The sequence below is a fragment of the Actinomycetospora termitidis genome, assembly GCF_030286555.1.
Taxonomy (GTDB): domain Bacteria; phylum Actinomycetota; class Actinomycetes; order Mycobacteriales; family Pseudonocardiaceae; genus Actinomycetospora; species Actinomycetospora termitidis.
The window spans coordinates 703,664-719,864 of sequence record NZ_JASVWF010000003.1 but is presented as its reverse complement, the minus strand read 5'-3'; the positions used below and the strand labels follow the sequence as shown (position 1 = coordinate 719,864).

Here is a 16,201-nt window from a genome sequence, read left to right as displayed (position 1 = left end):
GCGTGCTGCTCTGCATCGACGTCGGCAACACGCAGACGGCGCTCGCGCTCTACCCCCGGGGCGTTCTCGACGACGGGGCCGCGGTCCCGTCCCGCTGGGACGCGCGGATACGTACGGAGCGACGGGCGACCGCCGACGAGCTCGCGCTGACCGTCCGCGGCATGCTCGGGCCGTTGCTCGCCGAGGTCGACGGGGTGGCCGCCCTCTCGACGGTCCCCGCCCTGCTCCGCGAGCTGCGCGGGATGCTCGACAAGCACTTCGTCGGGGTGCCGCACGTCCTGGTCGAGCCGGGCGTGCGGACCGGCGTGCCCCTGCTCGTCGACAACCCCAAGGAGGTCGGCGCGGACCGGGTGGTGCAGGCCCTCGCCGCGCACCAGCTCCTCGGCGGACCGTGCGTGGTGGTGACGTTCGGGACCTCGACCACCGTCGACGGCGTCTCCGCCGACGGCGAGTTCCTGGGCGGCGCCCTCGCGGCGGGCGTGGCGGTGTCCGCGGACGCGCTCGCGGTGCGGGCGGCCGGCCTGCGTCCGGTGGAGCTGGTCGCGCCGCGCACCGTGCTGGGCCGCTCGACCGTCGAGAGCATGCAGGCGGGTCTCGTGCTCGGCGCGGCGGCGATGGTCGACGGGCTCGTGCGCCGGATCGGTGCGGAGATCGCCGCGAAGGACACGGCGGGTCGTGGGCCGGTGGCGGTCGTCGCGTGCGGTGGTCTGGCGCCCGTGGTCGCCCCCGAGTGCAGCACGGTCACCCACCACGTCCCCGACCTGACCCTCCAGGGCCTGCGCCTCGTGTTCGGGCGGGTGCGGGAGGCGGCGCGGGCCCGCGAGGAGCGGCGCGCTCGCCGCTGAGCGTGATTCAGGTCCCGGCGCGGTCGGCAGCGGGCGGCGACGCCCGGAAGGTGCGCCGGTAGGAGAGCGGCGACAGCCCGACGTCGGCGGCGAGGTGCGCCCGCAGGGACGACGTGGTGCCCAGTCCGGAATCGGCGGCCACCCGGTCCACCGGCAGGTCGGTCGACTCGAGCAGCCGGCGGGCGTGGGCCACCCGTTGTGCCAGCACCCAGGCGTGCGGTGACGTGCCGGTCTCCGCGCGGAACCGGCGGGCGAACGTCCGCGTGCTCATCGCGGCGTGACGAGACAGCGTCGCGACGTCGAGCGGCTCGCTCAGGTGCTCGCGCGCCCACACGCGGGTCGCCGCCGTCGACCCGCCGTCGTCGTCGGGAATGGGTCGCTCGATGAACTGCGCCTGCCCGCCGTCGCGCCACGGCGCCACCACGAGGTGCCGGGCGACCTCGTTGGCCACCGCCGCCCCGTGGTCGCGGCGCAGCACGTGCAGGCACAGGTCGATGCCCGCCGCGAGGCCGGCCGAGGTCGCGAGGTCGCCCTCGTCGACGAACAGCACGTCCTCGTCGATCTCGACGTCGTCGTGCAGCCGGCGCAGCTCCGCCGCCCGCGCCCAGTGGGTCGTGGCGCGCCGCCCGCCGAGCCGCCCGGCCGCGGCCAGCACGAACGCGCCGGTGCAGATCGACATCCAGCGGGCGTGTGCGGGCACCGTCGCGAGCGCGGCGTGCACCTCGGGCGGGAGGACCCCGTCGCGCCGGGCGGGAACGTAGTGCGTCCCCGGCACGATCACGGTGTCCGCCGCCGCGAGTGCCTCGGCGCCGTGCTCGACGTGCAGCGCGTAGCCCACCGTCGTCGCGACCGGGCCGGGCTCGAGGCCGCACACCCGGACGTCGTAGAGCGGGCGCCCGTCGCGCTCGGCGCTGCCGAAGACCTGCGGCGGGATCGCCAGGTCGAACCCGACGACGGGTGGGAGCGCGAGCACCGCGACGACGTGGGGCATGGCCGGATTCTTGCACGCAATGGCGTTCCTGCCACTGGTTCCGCGTCGTCCGACCCGGCATCGTGATCGCCCGTGACCGACATCGAGCCTGCGCGGACCACGGCGCGGACCCGCACGACCTGGTGGCCCTGGGCCGTCGCCGCGACCGCCTTCGTCGCCCTCATGGGCGCCGCCGGCTTCCGCTCCGCGCCCGGCGTGCTCATCGCACCGCTGCACGACGAGTTCGGCTGGTCCACCGCGACGATCTCCACCGCGGTGTCGATCAACCTCGTGCTCTACGGGGTGATCTCGCCGTTCGCGGCGGCGCTGATGGAACGCTTCGGGATGCGGCGGGTGGTGGCGTGGGCGCTGCTCCTCGTCGCGGCCGGCAGCGGCCTGACGGTGTTCATGACGCAGGTCTGGCAGCTGATGCTGCTCTGGGGCGTGCTGGTCGGGGTCGGCACCGGGTCGATGGCGCTCGCGTTCGTCGCGACCGTGACCGGGCGCTGGTTCGTGGCGCGGCGGGGGCTCGTGAGCGGGGTCCTGACGGCGGCCCAGGCGGCCGGCGGCCTGGTGTTCCTGCCGTTGATGGCCGCGCTGTCGGAGAGCATCGGGTGGCGGGCGGCGTCCCTGCTGGTCGCGGGCGGGGCACTCGTCGTCGTGCCGGTCGTCGTGCTGTTCCTGCGCGACCACCCGCGGGACGTCGGGGCCGTGCCGCACGGGGGGACCGACGCGGCCGACGAGGCGCCGCCGGCCACCGGAGGGGCCGCGCGCCGCGCCCTCTCGGTGCTCGGGGAGGCGGCCCGCACGAGGACGTTCTGGCTGCTGGCCGGCGGCTTCGCGATCTGTGGCGCCACCACGGTCGGCCTGCTCGGCACCCACTTCGTCCCCGCCGCGCACGACCACGGCATGCCGATGACGACGGCGGCCGGGCTGCTCGCCGTCGTCGGGGTCTTCGACGTCGTCGGCACGGTGCTCTCCGGCTGGCTCACCGACCGCTGGGACCCGCGCCGCCTGCTCGCGGTCTACTACGTGCTGCGGGGGGCGTCGCTGCTGGTGCTCCCGCTGCTGCTGGCGCCGACGACGGTGCCGCCGATGTGGGCGTTCATCGTCTTCTACGGCCTGGACTGGGTGGCGACGGTGCCGCCGACGGTCGCCCTGTGCCGGGAGCGCTTCGGGGCGCGCGGGCCGATCGTCTTCGGGTGGGTGTTCGCCTCGCACCAGGTCGGCTCGGCGCTCGCGGCGTTCGGCGCCGGGGTCGTGCGCGACACCACGGGCAGCTACGACGGTGCCTGGTGGGGCGCGGGCGCGCTGTGTGCGGTCGCGGCCGTGCTGTCGCTCGCGATCACGCGGAACGCTGCTCGGATGCAGTCGATGGCACCATGACCTCATGGTGTCGCCGGCCGACGGACTCGCGCAGCTGCGTGCCGCCGCCGCATCCGGCGCGCTGGACGACCTCGCCCACCGCTACGGCGTCCGCGTCCTCACGGTCTTCGGCAGCACGGCGCGCGGCGAGCCGGGAGCGCGTGACCTGGACATCGGTGTCCTCTTCGAGTACGACCGAGTCCCGGCTCTGCTGGACCTCGTGTCCGAGCTGGATCGACTCACCGGCCGCGAGAACGACGTCACTCATCTCAACCGGGCCGGACCTGTGCTCCGGGAGCGGGCGTTCGTCGGCGCGGTGTGGCTCTTCGAGAGCGAGCGCGGCGCGTTGAGCGACGCCATGGGCGCGGCGATCAACGAGCGCATGGACACCGATCCGTGGCGTCGCCTCAACCTGGAGCTGATGGCGGAGTGACCCCACGTTCGCTGGACTGGCGCTCGGTGGAGCCGAAGCTCCGGAGGATCGAGGAACTCCTCGCGGTGCTCGAGGGCTTCCTGCCCCTGGACGGCGGCGTGTTGAGGACGGATCTCCGCACCGCGCTCGCGGTGGAGCGCGCTCTGTCCCTGGTCGTCGAACTCGCCGTCTCGGTCAACGGTCACGTCGTCGTGGCACTCACGGGGCGAGCGCCCGAGACGTACGCCGCATCGTTCGAACGGGCCGAGGAGCTCGGTGTGTTCGGGCCGGAGCTGTCCCGGGCGCTCGTACCTTCCGCGAAGATGCGCAACATCCTCGTCCACATGTACCTCGAGGTCGATCACGACATCGTCGCGGCAGCCGTTCCTCTGGCGGTCGAGCAGTACCGGGACTACGTGCGGCAGGTGGCGCGATGGTTCGTGGCGCACGATCCCGAGCGCTGACGACGGTGGCGGTCAGCCCTCCGGCCGCAGTCCCGCCCGCCGCGGGTCGCTGACCGGGAGCACGTGCAGCAGGCGCTGCACCAGCTCGGCGTCCTCGTGCCCGGCGGGGGTGCGGGCGAGGGCCCACAGCGCGGCGGTGTCGCCACCGCGCAGGACGGCCCGCCGGACCCCGACGTCGAGCTCGTCGCGCAGCGCGCGGATGCCCGGCGCGTCCGAGGTCGGCAGCAGCTCGCCGCGCCCGATCAGTGCGGTGTCCGGGACCGCACCGGACCGCAGGGCGTCGCGCAGCGTCAGGAAGTCCGCGTCGACCCGGGCCTCGATGCGGTAGGGCTGCGGCTTGACGACGCCGGTGCCGTTCGGGACGGCCTCGAGCAGCGTCCGGAGCCGGTGCATCTCGGCCCGGACGGTCACGGGGTTGCCGCGCTCGCCGTACAGCTCCACGGCGAGGGCGTCCGCGGACAGGCCCTCGGGGTGCATCGCGAGGAGCGCGAGCAGCTCCGCGTGCCGGGCCCCGAGGCGCACGGGGCGGCCGTCGAGCCGGGCCACCGGCCGCGGGACCCCGAGGAAGGGCAGCGCGAGCGTCGGGCGGACCCGGACGCCGGTGGGCCGTTCGAGGCGGAGCAGCCACCCCTCGGAGAGCGGCTCGACGACGCCCTCGCCGTGCTCCCCGAGCGCGACGCGGTCACCGGCCCCGGGCAGCGTGACCCGCTCGTCGATCCAGCCGTGCGGGGTCGCGGCCAGCACCCGGCCGGCCGGGCTGAGCAGCGCCCCGGGCGCGTCGAGCCCGGCGAGGTGGGGGAGGTTCAGCGTCCGCAGCCGCTCGTCCCGGATCGCCTGGCGGGTCGCGAGGTGGTTCTCGGCGAGCCGGGCCGCGGCGGTGACCAGGGCGAGGGTGCTCGGGTGGAAGGTCCGCACCGGACCGGTCAGGTCGACCGCGCCGACGGCCTCGCCGGTCTCCGGGTCGTGGATCGGGGCGGCCGCGCAGGTGAACCGGTGGTACTGCGCGACGAGGTGTTCCGAGGAGTGGATCTGGACGGCGCCGTCGGCGGCGAGCGAGGTGCCCATCGCGTTCGTGCCCGCCGAGTCCTCGCTCCAGCGGAAGCCCTCCGCGAGCTCGAGGTCGTCGGCGAGGTGCAGCATCCCCGCCGCGCCCTCGCGCCACAGGATGTGGCCCTGCGCGTCGGTGACGATCATGACGTGCATCGCCTCGTCGGCGATCTCGAGCAGCGTGGTCCGCAGCAGCGGCAGGACCGGGGCGAGCGGGTGCGACTCACGGACCGCGTCGAGCTCGCGGTCGTCGTACACGTGGGTCGGGGCGCCGTGGTCGGGGTCGACGTGGGCGGCCAGGGAGCGGCGCCAGGAGTCGGAGACGACGGCGCGCGGGTCGACCTCGGCGCGTCCGCCGGCCAGCACGGCGTCGCGCACGCGCGCGAGCAGCGCCGCACGCGCGACCGGATCCCCCCAGGCATCCGGGTCGGAGAACGTCGTCATCCACCACCTCGTGGACCTCGCCGGGCCGGTCCTCCATCGTGCGTCACGAAGGGGAGTAAGGGAAGCCTTGCTTGACCGGTCCAGTGTCGCCGCGCACGCGGCGTGAAGACGTCGTTACACCCGCATGTGCGTGCAACGTCGGTGCAACCCTCGGCTCCATAGCGTCCTGGGTCACAGAGGCGTGACCGTCGTGCGTCACAGCCTCGTGTGGAGAAAACGCACGGTCGACCCCTACGGGAGGATCAACGATGGCCACGTACGCGGCCCCGGGGACCGACGGCTCCGTCGTCAGCTTCAAGTCCCGCTACGACCACTTCATCGGTGGCGAGTACGTCGCCCCCGCCAAGGGGCAGTACTTCGAGAACCCGACCCCGGTCACCGGTCAGAACTTCACCGAGGTCGCCCGCGGCACCGCCGACGACGTCGAGAAGGCCCTCGACGCCGCGCACGCCGCCGCGCCGGCCTGGGGCAAGACGTCGGTCACCGAGCGCGCGAACATCCTGAACAAGATCGCCGACCGCGTCGAGGCCAACCTCGAGCAGATCGCCGTCGCCGAGAGCTGGGAGAACGGCAAGGCCGTCCGCGAGACGCTCGCCGCCGACATCCCCCTCGCGATCGACCACCTGCGCTACTTCGCCGGGTCGATCCGCGCGCAGGAGGGCTCGCTCTCCCAGATCGACGAGGACACGGTCGCCTACCACTTCCACGAGCCGCTGGGCGTGGTCGGTCAGATCATCCCGTGGAACTTCCCGATCCTCATGGCGATCTGGAAGCTCGCGCCCGCGCTCGCCGCCGGCAACGCGGTCGTCCTCAAGCCGGCCGAGCAGACCCCGGCGTCGATCCACGTGCTGCTCGAGCTGGTCGCCGACCTGCTCCCGCCGGGCGTCATCAACGTCGTCAACGGCTTCGGCGTCGAGGCCGGCAAGCCGCTCGCGTCGTCGAACCGCATCCGCAAGATCGCCTTCACCGGTGAGACCACCACGGGTCGCCTGATCTCCCAGTACGCCTCGGAGAACCTGATCCCGGTCACGCTGGAGCTCGGCGGCAAGAGCCCGAACGTCTTCTTCGACGACGTGGCCCTGCAGCAGGACGCGTTCTACGACAAGGCGCTCGAGGGCTTCGCGATGTTCGCCCTCAACCAGGGCGAGGTCTGCACCTGCCCGTCGCGTGCCCTCATCCAGGGCGGCATCTACCAGGACTTCCTGGAGCAGGGCGTCAAGCGGGTCGACCAGATCAAGCAGGGCAACCCGCTGGACACCGACACCCAGGTCGGCGCCCAGGCCTCGAACGACCAGTTCGAGAAGATCCTCTCCTACATCGACATCGGTCGCCAGGAGGGCGCGAAGATCCTGACCGGCGGCGAGAAGGCCGACCTCGGCGGCGACCTCTCGGGCGGCTACTACATCAAGCCGACCGTGTTCGAGGGCAACAACGCCATGCGGGTCTTCCAGGAGGAGATCTTCGGCCCGGTCGTCTCGGTCGCGCGCTTCGAGGACTACGACGACGCGATCAGCATCGCCAACGACACCCTCTACGGGCTGGGCGCCGGCGTGTGGTCGCGCGACAACACGACCGCCTACCGCGCGGGCCGCGACATCCAGGCCGGCCGGGTCTGGGTGAACAACTACCACGCCTACCCGGCCCACGCGGCCTTCGGCGGGTACAAGCAGTCGGGCATCGGCCGTGAGAACCACAAGATGATGCTCGACCACTACCAGCAGACGAAGAACCTGCTGGTGAGCTACTCGCAGAACGCCCTGGGCTTCTTCTGATCGGGAAGTCCGAGCCGACCTGAGGAGGGATCTCGATGACCGAGATCAGTACCAGCACCGACGTCACCGAGCAGGTGCCCGAGGTGTCGGGTTCGGGGACCACCGCGCGCGTCGCGTTGACCCCGCAGGCCTCCGAGCTCCTCGTGCAGCTCACCGACGTCCACGGGCCGCTGATGTTCCACCAGTCCGGCGGGTGCTGCGACGGCAGCGCCCCCATGTGCTACCCGGACGGGGAGTTCAAGATCGGCGGCCAGGACGTGCACCTCGGTGACCTGACCGTGGAGGGACTCGAGAAGCCCATCGGCTTCTACATGTCGGCGTCGCAGTTCGAGTACTGGAAGCACACCCACCTCACCGTGGACGTCGTCAAGGGACGCGGCAGCGGATTCAGCGTCGAGGCGCCGGAGGGCGTCCGGTTCATCATCCGCTCGCGGCTGTTCAGTGACGACGAATGGCGGGCCCTCGAGGGGGCGTAGCGCTTCCGCCGCAGTGCGCACGAGGGGCACCCTGGCCGCAGGCCGGGGTGCCCTTCGTGTGTCCCGAGACGATTCTCGACGAGGAGATCCGCCGTGACCGAGCCCAGCACCACCCTGCGCGAGCTGACCGGCATGCCCGACGCCCCGGCGTCGCTGACCGGCTCCGCGCTGATCATGATCGACCTGCAGAACACCTACACCCGGGGCGTGATGGCCCTGGAGAACGTCGAGCCGGCCATCGAGGAGGCGGCCCGCCTGCTCGAGCGCGCCCGTGCCGCCGGGTCGACGATCGTGCACGTTCAGCACGAGGCCGGCGCCGGGACGCCCTACGACACGAACGACGAGATCGGCGCGATCGTCGACGCGGTCGCCCCGAAGCCCGGCGAGCACCGCGTCGTCAAGAACTTCCCGAGCTCGTTCGTGCAGACCGATCTCGAGGAGCACCTGCGCGGAGCGGGTGTCACGAATCTGGTGCTCGCCGGATTCATGACCCACATGTGCGTCAACTCGACCGCGCGCAGCGCGTTCAACCTCGGGTTCGCGCCGACCGTGGTCGCGGGCGCCACCGCCACCCGTGCGCTACCCGGGCCGGGCGGTGTCGTCGAGGCGTCGTCGCTGCAGTCCGCGAGCCTCGCGGCGCTCTCCGACATGTTCGCCGTGGTGGTCCCGGACGCATCGGCCGTGCCCGACTGAACGCCTCCGTTCCGTTTCACGTCCATTTCATTCTGCTGCGTCCATCACGGCACCCCCTCCTCGACACGGTCACCGAGCCGCATTTACGCTGCGCCGCGAGCCATTCCGGTTCACGGCGCGCGGTGACGCGTGACCGGTCGTTCGGGGGTCGTGGAAGGAATTCAACGCGTGGCGCAGAAAGTGGTCGTGACCCTCGTCGACGACCTCGACGAGTCCGAGGCCGACGAGACCGTCGAGTTCGGGATCGACGGGACGTCCTACGAGATCGACCTGTCGGACAGCAACGCGGCGAAGTTGCGTGACGAGCTCGCGGACTACGTGGCGCACGCCCGCAAGGTGTCGGGGCGTCGTCGGTCGGGTGGCGCACGTGCGGCGTCGGCCCCGTCCGCCCCGGCGCGCAAGGGCGGTGGTCGGGCCTCGGTCGACCGCGAGCAGAACCAGGCCATCCGCGAGTGGGCGCGCAAGAACGACTTCACCGTCTCCGAGCGCGGCCGTATCCCGAGCGAGGTCAGCGAGGCCTACCACAAGGCCCACGGCTGACATCCGTTCCGACCGGGCCGTCCGTCACCTCTTCGAGGTGATGGGCGGCCCGTCGTCGTTCCCGGCCCTGTTCCCCGTCATGAGCGAGCGGCACCTTCGCAGCTTCTATGCGCGCGAGAGTGCCGTTCGCTCGGATGGGATCCGGTCCGGATCACGACGGCAGGTCGCGGTACCCCGGGTGGATTCCCGGGGTGAGGCCCTCGGCGGCCGCTACCCGGCCGAGTAGCGAGGCGAGGGTCCGGCGCTCATCCGCGTCCAGGGTGGCGAGCAGCGCGTCCTCGTGCTCCGCGGCGAGCCGTCCGAGGTCGCGCATCAGGTCCTCGCCCGCCGTCGTCAGGTGGACCGCGTACAGGCGCCGGTCGTCCGGGTTGCGCCGCCGTTCGAGCACGCCGCGCTGCTCCAGGGCGTCGACGAGGGCGACCAGGCGGGTGGCCGGGGTGCCCAGCTGCGCGGCCAGTGCCTGCTGGCTGCGGCCCGGTTCGCGGGCCACCGCGCGGACGAGGCCGGCCTGCGGCGGCGTCAGGTCGACGGCCGCCACCCGCTCCCCGAAGCGGCGGGCGGCGTGCGTGCCCAGCTGGGTGAGCAGGAAGGCGGCTCCGGTGGGGCGGTCCTCGTGCACGGTCGGAACGATAGCCCTTGACAAACCATACTTACGAGAGACGATGACAACTTGTAACGATTAGCTGATGGAAGGACCGCCATGTCCTCGCCCCACGCCCGCCGTGGCGGGCCACCGCTGCTGGCACCCGCCCTCGTCTGGGCCGTCCTGACCGTCCTCGCCGCCGTCCTGCACCCCGGGACGCGGCCGGGGGCCGATCCGACGATGACCCTCGCGCTGCTGCACGACCACCCGGTCCGGGCGCAGCTGTCCGCCCTTGTCCTGCTCGCGTCCGCCGCACCGCTCGCGGTCTGGGTCGGCGCGGTCCACCACCGCCTGCACCGGCTCGGACTGCGCGTCGCCGGGCCGACCCTGGGCCTGTCCGGCGGGCTGCTCGCCGTCGCGATGCTCGCGCTCTCGGGCACTGCGCAGTGGGCGGCCGTGGCGGCTGCCGTGCCCGGGGGAGAAGCGGCGGCGACCGGGCTGAACGCGCTGTCCTTCGCTCTCGGTGGACCGGCGTTCGCGCTCATGGCCGGGCTGCTCCTGGCCGGGTGCTCGGTGCCGCTGCTGCTCGCGGGCCTGGTGCCACGCGGTCTCGCCTGGGCCGGTCTCGTGCTCGCGGCCGTCGCCGTCGTGGCCCTGGTCGGCCTGGTGGTGCCGCCGCTGCAGTACCTGCTGCCGGTCGTGCGGTTCGGCGGGCTGATCTGGCTGGTGTGGGTCTCGGCCGTGCTGCCGGTCAGCCGCCGCCGGGTCGCCGAGCCGGAGGCCGTCGCGTGATCGTGGTCGCCGGCGCCACTGGCCACGTCGGGAGCGAGGTGGTCGCGCAGCTCGCCGCGGCGGGCGAGCCGGTCCGGGCGCTGACCCGGCGTCCGGACGCGTGGCAGGGGCCGGACGTCGAGGTCTCCCGGGACGACCTGAGCGGGGCCCGGGCGGCGTTCTTGATGTCCTCGGAGCCGGTAGCGCCGGGCGGGACGCCGACGCGCCTCGCGGAGCTGGTCGCCCGCGCGCTCGACGCGGGCGTGGGGCACCTGGTGCTGCTGAGCGTGTTCAGCGGGCCGGAGGGCGCGGACGTGATCGGCCGGTGGAACGCCGCGCGCGAGGCGCTGGTCGTCGACTCCGGCGTGCCGTGGACCCTGCTGCGCCCCGGCCGTTTCTTCTCCAATGCGCTCGCCTGGGCCCGCTCCGTTCCCGACGGCGGGCCGGCGCCGGTCGGGTTCGCCCGCCGCGCGGCGGCCGGGATCGACCCGGCCGACGTGGCCGCCGTCGCCGTGCGGGCGCTGGGCGGGGACCTCGTCGGGGCCGCACCCCGGCTGACCGGCCCCGAGTCGCTCACCCCGCTCGACGAGCTCCGCCTGCTCGGTGAGGTGCTCGGGCGTCCGCTCCCGGCCCGCGAGCTGGGTCCGGACGACGTCGCGCGAGGCATGGTCGCGGGCGGGACGGCGCCGGAGGTCGTGGACGCGATCCTGGCGCGCACGCTCGGCAGCGACGAGGGCGTCGACCCACTCCCGACCGTGCGGGAGCTGCTCGGGCGCGAGCCGCGGCGGTTCGTCGACTGGGCCCGGGCGCACGCGGACGCGTTCGGCGCCGTCCCCTCGTGAACGAGCGGCACCGTCGCAGCCTCTATGCGCGCGAGAGTGCCGTTCGTTCTCCTGGGACGCGGTCCGGCCCGTGCGGCGGCGGCCAGACGAGCCCGAGGGCGTCGACGAGCGCGGTGCGGCCCTCGTCGGTGACCGTCAGCGCGCGGCTGCGACGGGCCGGGCGGACCCAGCCGCGGTCGGTCATCGTCGTCAGTAGCGCCCGGCCGAGCGGGCCCGCGACGTGGTGGCGCTGCTCGGTCCAGTCCACGCAGCAGCGGACCGGGGCGGCGTCGGGCACCGCCACGTCCAGGCCGGTGAGCACCGTGCGGCCGTCCGCCGAGAGGGAGTAGTCCACGACGTCGAGGCCGGGCAGCCGGTCGCCGTCGCGGCGCCCGGAGTCGGCGCCGTCGCCCCCGACGAGGTGCCCGGCGTCGAGCAGGGCGTCGGTCAGCGCGACCCCGAGACGTCCCGCGACGTGGTCGTAGCAGGCGCGGGCCAGGCGCAGGGCGTGCGCGCGGGTGCCCTCCTTGAGCGAGCGCACCGGCTGGGGCGGCGACACCCGCCCGAGCGCCTCCACCAGGTCGGCGACCTCCGGGCCGGCGAGGCGGAAGTAGCGGAAGCGGCCGTGCTGCTCCGCCCGCAGCACCCCGGCGTCCACGAGACGACGCAGGTGCGCGCTCGCGGTCGCCGCGGACACCCCGGCCTCGCCGGCGAGGGTCGAGGCGGGCAGCGCCCGGCCGTCGGTGACGGCAAGCACCATCCGTGCCCGGCCGCGGTCGCCGAGCGCGGCGGCGACCACGGAGAGGTCGGCGTCCCCGGTGGCGGTCATGTCCGCACGGTAGGCGCGGGACGCTTCGGTGACCGGCGAAGTCCCCGGCCCCGACCCTCGTCGTCATGAACGACGAGACCGACGCGTTCCTGCACGCCTGCCGCGCCGTCGGCCCGGACGCGGTGTCCGCCTGCCCGGGGTGGACGACCCGCGAGGTGGCCGCGCACCAGGCAGCGACGTGCGCGGAGGTGGTCCGCCACCTCGAGCCGTACCTCGCTGGCGAGGAGGTGCCGGTGACACGGTCGTTCGCCGAGCGCGAGGCGCCGTACCTGCGGCTGGACCTCGACGGGCTCCTGGACGCCGTGGTCGAGCAGGAGGCGGCGATGCAGGAGGCGATCCGGACGACGCTCGCGGTGGAGCCGGACGCCGTCGTGCCCTGGACCGGGCGGCAGATGGTGGTCTCGACCTTCCGGACGCACCTGCGCAGCGAGTTCGCCCTGCACCGGTGGGACCTGACGGGCGACGAGGAGTTCCTGGACGCCCCCGAGCTCACCGACCACGCGCTGTCCGTGCTCGGCGCGCTCCTGCCGCGGGCGGGGGCGGCGGCGGACTCCGGCGACCCGCTGCTGGTCGTGCTGCGCAGCCCGGGCGCGGACGACGTGGTGCTGGAGGTCGGTGCGGCCGGGACCCGCCTGCGCCGTCCCGACGACGACGGCCGGGCGCCGGTGGGGCTCGAACTGGGCGCCGCGGCGCGCCTGCTCACGCTCTGGGGGCGCCGTCCTGCGCACCGGGGCGTCAGCCACCTGCCGTCGGGAATGCTCCGCCGCGTGCAGGATCTGCTCGCGGGCTACTGAAACACCCGATCCGGCGTTTCTCCGGTAGCGAACGGCTAGCCGGAACAGCAGGTGAACGGGCATCGTTGGGACGAGCGCGGTCACGAGTGGTGGCCGGGCGAGCAGGATCGGTCATCGGAGATCGACGTGGCTGGCGTCACGGTGCGGCAACCGCCGACACCGGGTCGTGTCGGTCACGGCGACTAGGATGGTCGTACGGTGCTCGGTCACGGTGTGGGCACCAGCCAGGGTCCGCGAGAGGTCCGCCGTCCTGCGGGACGGCGGGGGAGTGCGCGGGAGTCCGCCGGCGCAGCAGTCAGGAGTGACGCATGTTCGAGAGGTTCACCGACCGCGCGAGGCGGGTGGTCGTCCTGGCCCAAGAAGAGGCCCGGATGCTCAACCACAACTACATCGGGACCGAGCACATCCTGCTCGGGCTGATCCACGAGGGCGAGGGCGTCGCCGCCAAGGCGCTCGAGTCGCTGGGTATCGCCCTGGAGGGCGTGCGCCAGCAGGTCGAGGAGATCATCGGCCAGGGCCAGCAGGCACCCTCGGGTCACATCCCGTTCACCCCGCGCGCCAAGAAGGTGCTGGAGCTGTCGCTGCGCGAGGCGCTGCAGCTCGGCCACAACTACATCGGCACCGAGCACATCCTGCTCGGGCTGATCCGCGAGGGCGAGGGCGTGGCGGCCCAGGTCCTCGTGAAGCTCGGCGCGGACCTCAACCGCGTGCGCCAGCAGGTGCTGCAGCTGCTCTCGGGCTACCAGGGCAAGGAGCCCGCGGAGTCCGGCGGCCAGCGCGGCGAGGGCACGCCGTCGTCGTCGCTCGTGCTCGACCAGTTCGGTCGGAACCTCACCCAGTCCGCCCGTGAGGGCAAGCTGGACCCGGTCATCGGCCGGGAGAAGGAGATCGAGCGGGTCATGCAGGTCCTCTCCCGGAGGACCAAGAACAACCCGGTCCTCATCGGTGAGCCCGGCGTCGGCAAGACCGCCGTCGTCGAGGGCCTCGGCCAGGCCATCGTCAAGGGCGAGGTCCCCGAGACGCTGAAGGACAAGCAGCTCTACACGCTCGACCTCGGGTCGCTCGTGGCGGGCTCGCGGTACCGCGGTGACTTCGAGGAGCGCCTGAAGAAGGTCCTCAAGGAGATCCGCACCCGCGGCGACATCATCCTGTTCATCGACGAGCTCCACACGCTCGTGGGTGCCGGTGCCGCCGAAGGCGCGATCGACGCCGCGTCGATCCTCAAGCCGATGCTGGCCCGTGGTGAGCTGCAGACCATCGGCGCGACGACCCTCGACGAGTACCGCAAGCACGTCGAGAAGGACGCCGCGCTCGAGCGCCGCTTCCAGCCGATCCAGGTGGGGGAGCCCTCGGTGGCCCACTCCATCGAGATCCTCAAGGGCCTGCGCGACCGGTACGAGGCGCACCACCGCGTCTCGATCACCGACCCGGCGCTGGTCGCGGCGGCCACCCTGGCCGACCGCTACATCAACGACCGGTTCCTGCCGGACAAGGCCATCGACCTGATCGACGAGGCCGGCGCCCGCATGCGCATCCGCCGCATGACCGCGCCGCCGGACCTGCGCGAGTTCGACGAGAAGATCTCCGACGTGCGTCGTGAGAAGGAGTCGGCGATCGACGCGCAGGACTTCGAGAAGGCCGCGCGCCTGCGCGACGAGGAGAAGCAGCTCCTCGGCCAGAAGTCCGAGCGCGAGAAGCAGTGGAAGTCCGGTGACCTCGACGTCGTCGCCGAGGTGGACGACGAGCTGATCGCCGAGGTGCTGGCCAACTGGACCGGCATCCCCGTCTTCAAGCTCACCGAGGAGGAGACGACCCGTCTGCTCCGCATGGAGGACGAGCTCCACAAGCGGATCATCGGTCAGGAGGACGCCGTCAAGGCGGTCTCGCAGTCGATGCGCCGCACGCGGGCCGGTCTCAAGGACCCGAAGCGTCCGTCCGGGTCGTTCATCTTCGCGGGGCCCTCGGGTGTCGGGAAGACCGAGCTGACCAAGGCGCTCGCCGAGTTCCTGTTCGGTGACGACGACGCCCTGGTCCAGATCGACATGGGCGAGTTCCACGACCGCTACACCGCCTCGCGGCTCTTCGGTGCCCCTCCCGGGTACGTCGGCTACGAGGAGGGCGGCCAGCTCACCGAGAAGGTGCGCCGCAAGCCGTTCTCCGTGGTCCTCTTCGACGAGATCGAGAAGGCCCACTCGGAGGTCTACAACACCCTGCTGCAGGTGCTCGAGGACGGCCGTCTCACCGACGGTCAGGGTCGCGTCGTCGACTTCAAGAACACGGTCATCGTGTTCACCTCGAACCTCGGCACGCAGGACATCTCGAAGGCCGTGGGCCTGGGCTTCCAGTCCGGTGCGGACACGTCGTCGAACTACGAGCGCATGAAGAACAAGGTCACGGACGAGCTGAAGAAGCACTTCCGTCCCGAGTTCCTCAACCGCATCGACGACATCATCGTGTTCCACCAGCTGCGCGAGGAAGAGATCGTGCAGATGGTCGACCTGCTCATCGGCCGCACCGAGAAGCAGCTGCAGAACAAGGACATGTCGATCGAGCTCACCGACTCCGCGAAGAAGCTGCTCGCGCAGCGCGGTTTCGACCCGGTGCTCGGCGCGCGTCCGCTGCGTCGCACGATCCAGCGGGAGATCGAGGACCAGCTCTCGGAGAAGATCCTGTTCGGGGAGATCGAGCCCGGCCAGATCGTGCTCGTCGACGTCGAGGGCTGGACCCCCGAGGTCGACGACAAGGGCGTCACGAAGCCCGCTCCGGACTCGGCCAAGTTCACGTTCCGGGGCGAGGCCAAGCCCACCCCGGTGCCGGACACCCCCGAGGTCGCGACGGCCGGCACGTCGGAGCAGTCCGACAGCTGATTCGGCTCCGAACCCACGGCGCCCCGGTCACCTTCGTGGTGACCGGGGCGTTCGTGTGTCCGGGGTGATGGGCACAGGACGGGCATGAGCGCACCGACGACCACGGAGGCGGAGGTCGTCGAGACCTTCCTCGCCGCCCTCGCCCGCCTCGACGTCCAGGCTGTGGGGGACCTACTCGCCGCCGACGTCGTCTACCAGAACGTCTCCCTCCCGCCCGCCCGCGGCCGTGCGGCCACCCTGCGCGTGCTCGGCTCGATGGCGCGCCCCCTGACGGGGTTCGAGATCCACACCCACCGGCTCGCCGCGAACGGCTCCGTCGTGCTGACCGAGCGCACCGACGTGGCGATCGCCGGCCGCGTCCGGATCGCATTCTGGGTCTGCGGCACCTTCGAGGTGCGCGACGGGCGGATCACGCTCTGGCGCGACTACTTCGACTGGGCCGACGTCACTCGCGCCGCCGTGTCCGGGGTCGCCCGGGGCGCGTGGGCGGCGCTGCGGGGCCGCTGAG

The 16,201-nt window shown here is 72.8% G+C and carries 17 protein-coding genes; 13 read left to right on the top strand and 4 right to left on the bottom strand.

The window, feature by feature from the left end; translation table 11 throughout:
* Positions 1-2: 2 nt before the first annotated feature.
* A complete protein-coding gene (locus QRT03_RS16935; RefSeq protein ID WP_286054102.1) occupies positions 3-845 on the top strand; it encodes a type III pantothenate kinase in 843 nt (280 codons plus the stop codon).
* A gap of 7 nt (positions 846-852) precedes the next feature.
* Here QRT03_RS16935 and QRT03_RS16930 read toward each other — a convergent pair whose 3' ends face one another.
* Entirely contained in the window at positions 853-1,836 is a 984-nt protein-coding gene (locus tag QRT03_RS16930) for a GlxA family transcriptional regulator (RefSeq protein ID WP_286054101.1), read from the bottom strand.
* Between the two features lie 162 nt (positions 1,837-1,998).
* Between QRT03_RS16930 and QRT03_RS16925 the strand changes: the two genes are divergently transcribed.
* From QRT03_RS16925 to hepT, 3 genes are read left to right on the top strand one after another with little or no spacing between them, the layout of a single operon-like run.
* Complete coding sequence (locus tag QRT03_RS16925) at positions 1,999-3,201, top strand: MFS transporter (protein WP_425604862.1); 1,203 nt, start codon at positions 1,999-2,001, stop codon at positions 3,199-3,201.
* Between the two features lie 4 nt (positions 3,202-3,205).
* Positions 3,206-3,613, top strand: a complete 408-nt coding sequence (locus QRT03_RS16920; RefSeq protein ID WP_286054099.1) for a nucleotidyltransferase family protein — start codon at positions 3,206-3,208, stop codon at positions 3,611-3,613.
* Positions 3,610-4,056: a type VII toxin-antitoxin system HepT family RNase toxin gene (gene hepT / locus QRT03_RS16915; protein ID WP_286054098.1), complete on the top strand. Its 447-nt coding sequence runs from the start codon at positions 3,610-3,612 to the stop codon at positions 4,054-4,056. The genes QRT03_RS16920 and hepT overlap by 4 nt, the downstream gene beginning before the upstream one ends.
* A gap of 12 nt (positions 4,057-4,068) precedes the next feature.
* Here the strand turns inward: hepT and QRT03_RS16910 are convergent, their stop codons facing one another.
* A complete protein-coding gene (locus tag QRT03_RS16910) occupies positions 4,069-5,547 on the bottom strand; it encodes a helix-turn-helix domain-containing protein (protein ID WP_286054097.1) in 1,479 nt (492 codons plus the stop codon).
* Between the two features lie 248 nt (positions 5,548-5,795).
* Between QRT03_RS16910 and exaC the strand changes: the two genes are divergently transcribed.
* The 4 genes from exaC (at position 5,796) to QRT03_RS16890 (ending at position 9,028) form a co-directional block, all read left to right on the top strand.
* The gene (gene exaC / locus QRT03_RS16905; protein ID WP_286054095.1) at positions 5,796-7,319 is read left to right on the top strand and encodes an acetaldehyde dehydrogenase ExaC; all 1,524 of its coding nucleotides are present in this window, start codon (positions 5,796-5,798) and stop codon (positions 7,317-7,319) included.
* A gap of 35 nt (positions 7,320-7,354) precedes the next feature.
* A complete protein-coding gene (locus QRT03_RS16900; protein ID WP_286054094.1) occupies positions 7,355-7,795 on the top strand; it encodes a DUF779 domain-containing protein in 441 nt (146 codons plus the stop codon).
* A gap of 93 nt (positions 7,796-7,888) precedes the next feature.
* Positions 7,889-8,488 carry a cysteine hydrolase family protein gene (locus tag QRT03_RS16895; RefSeq protein WP_286054093.1) on the top strand — a complete coding sequence of 200 codons (600 nt, stop codon included), beginning with the start codon at positions 7,889-7,891 and terminating at the stop codon, positions 8,486-8,488.
* A gap of 168 nt (positions 8,489-8,656) precedes the next feature.
* The gene (locus QRT03_RS16890) at positions 8,657-9,028 is read left to right on the top strand and encodes a histone-like nucleoid-structuring protein Lsr2 (RefSeq protein ID WP_286054092.1); all 372 of its coding nucleotides are present in this window, start codon (positions 8,657-8,659) and stop codon (positions 9,026-9,028) included.
* Positions 9,029-9,179: 151 nt separating this feature from the next.
* Here the strand turns inward: QRT03_RS16890 and QRT03_RS16885 are convergent, their stop codons facing one another.
* Positions 9,180-9,647: a MarR family winged helix-turn-helix transcriptional regulator gene (locus QRT03_RS16885; RefSeq protein ID WP_286054091.1), complete on the bottom strand. Its 468-nt coding sequence runs from the start codon at positions 9,645-9,647 to the stop codon at positions 9,180-9,182.
* 81 nt (positions 9,648-9,728) lie between these two features.
* Here QRT03_RS16885 and QRT03_RS16880 point away from each other — a divergent pair, with 81 nt between their 5' ends.
* Positions 9,729-10,403, top strand: a complete 675-nt coding sequence (locus tag QRT03_RS16880) for a DUF4386 domain-containing protein (protein ID WP_286054090.1) — start codon at positions 9,729-9,731, stop codon at positions 10,401-10,403.
* Complete coding sequence (locus QRT03_RS16875; RefSeq protein ID WP_286054089.1) at positions 10,400-11,224, top strand: NAD(P)H-binding protein; 825 nt, start codon at positions 10,400-10,402, stop codon at positions 11,222-11,224. Before QRT03_RS16880 ends, QRT03_RS16875 begins: the two co-directional genes overlap by 4 nt.
* 22 nt (positions 11,225-11,246) lie before the next feature.
* On the opposite strand, the gene QRT03_RS16870 is transcribed toward QRT03_RS16875, so the two are convergent.
* On the bottom strand, positions 11,247-12,032 hold the full coding sequence (locus tag QRT03_RS16870) for an ArsR/SmtB family transcription factor (RefSeq protein ID WP_286054088.1): 786 nt from the start codon (positions 12,030-12,032) through the stop codon (positions 11,247-11,249).
* Between the two features lie 65 nt (positions 12,033-12,097).
* Between QRT03_RS16870 and QRT03_RS16865 the strand changes: the two genes are divergently transcribed.
* The 3 genes from QRT03_RS16865 (at position 12,098) to QRT03_RS16855 (ending at position 16,200) form a co-directional block, all read left to right on the top strand.
* Positions 12,098-12,826: a maleylpyruvate isomerase N-terminal domain-containing protein gene (locus QRT03_RS16865; RefSeq protein ID WP_286054087.1), complete on the top strand. Its 729-nt coding sequence runs from the start codon at positions 12,098-12,100 to the stop codon at positions 12,824-12,826.
* Between the two features lie 308 nt (positions 12,827-13,134).
* On the top strand, positions 13,135-15,693 hold the full coding sequence (locus tag QRT03_RS16860; RefSeq protein WP_286054086.1) for an ATP-dependent Clp protease ATP-binding subunit: 2,559 nt from the start codon (positions 13,135-13,137) through the stop codon (positions 15,691-15,693).
* 84 nt (positions 15,694-15,777) lie between these two features.
* Complete coding sequence (locus QRT03_RS16855; RefSeq protein ID WP_286054085.1) at positions 15,778-16,200, top strand: limonene-1,2-epoxide hydrolase family protein; 423 nt, start codon at positions 15,778-15,780, stop codon at positions 16,198-16,200.
* Position 16,201: the final 1 nt, after the last annotated feature.

What these genes read in the sequence shown, in the direction of transcription:
- QRT03_RS16925 (WP_425604862.1), top strand. Translation starts at nt 1,999, where the DNA reads ATGGGCGCCGCCGGCTTCCGCTCCGCGCCCGGCGTGCTCATCGCACCG.
- QRT03_RS16900 (WP_286054094.1), top strand. Translation starts at nt 7,355, where the DNA reads ATGACCGAGATCAGTACCAGCACCGACGTCACCGAGCAGGTGCCCGAG.
- exaC (WP_286054095.1), top strand. Translation starts at nt 5,796, where the DNA reads ATGGCCACGTACGCGGCCCCGGGGACCGACGGCTCCGTCGTCAGCTTC.
- QRT03_RS16920 (WP_286054099.1), top strand. Translation starts at nt 3,206, where the DNA reads ATGGTGTCGCCGGCCGACGGACTCGCGCAGCTGCGTGCCGCCGCCGCA.
- QRT03_RS16880 (WP_286054090.1), top strand. Translation starts at nt 9,729, where the DNA reads ATGTCCTCGCCCCACGCCCGCCGTGGCGGGCCACCGCTGCTGGCACCC.
- QRT03_RS16930 (WP_286054101.1), bottom strand. Translation starts at nt 1,836, where the DNA reads ATGCCCCACGTCGTCGCGGTGCTCGCGCTCCCACCCGTCGTCGGGTTC.
- QRT03_RS16860 (WP_286054086.1), top strand. Translation starts at nt 13,135, where the DNA reads ATGTTCGAGAGGTTCACCGACCGCGCGAGGCGGGTGGTCGTCCTGGCC.
- QRT03_RS16870 (WP_286054088.1), bottom strand. Translation starts at nt 12,032, where the DNA reads ATGACCGCCACCGGGGACGCCGACCTCTCCGTGGTCGCCGCCGCGCTC.
- QRT03_RS16855 (WP_286054085.1), top strand. Translation starts at nt 15,778, where the DNA reads ATGAGCGCACCGACGACCACGGAGGCGGAGGTCGTCGAGACCTTCCTC.
- QRT03_RS16865 (WP_286054087.1), top strand. Translation starts at nt 12,098, where the DNA reads ATGAACGACGAGACCGACGCGTTCCTGCACGCCTGCCGCGCCGTCGGC.
- QRT03_RS16910 (WP_286054097.1), bottom strand. Translation starts at nt 5,547, where the DNA reads ATGACGACGTTCTCCGACCCGGATGCCTGGGGGGATCCGGTCGCGCGT.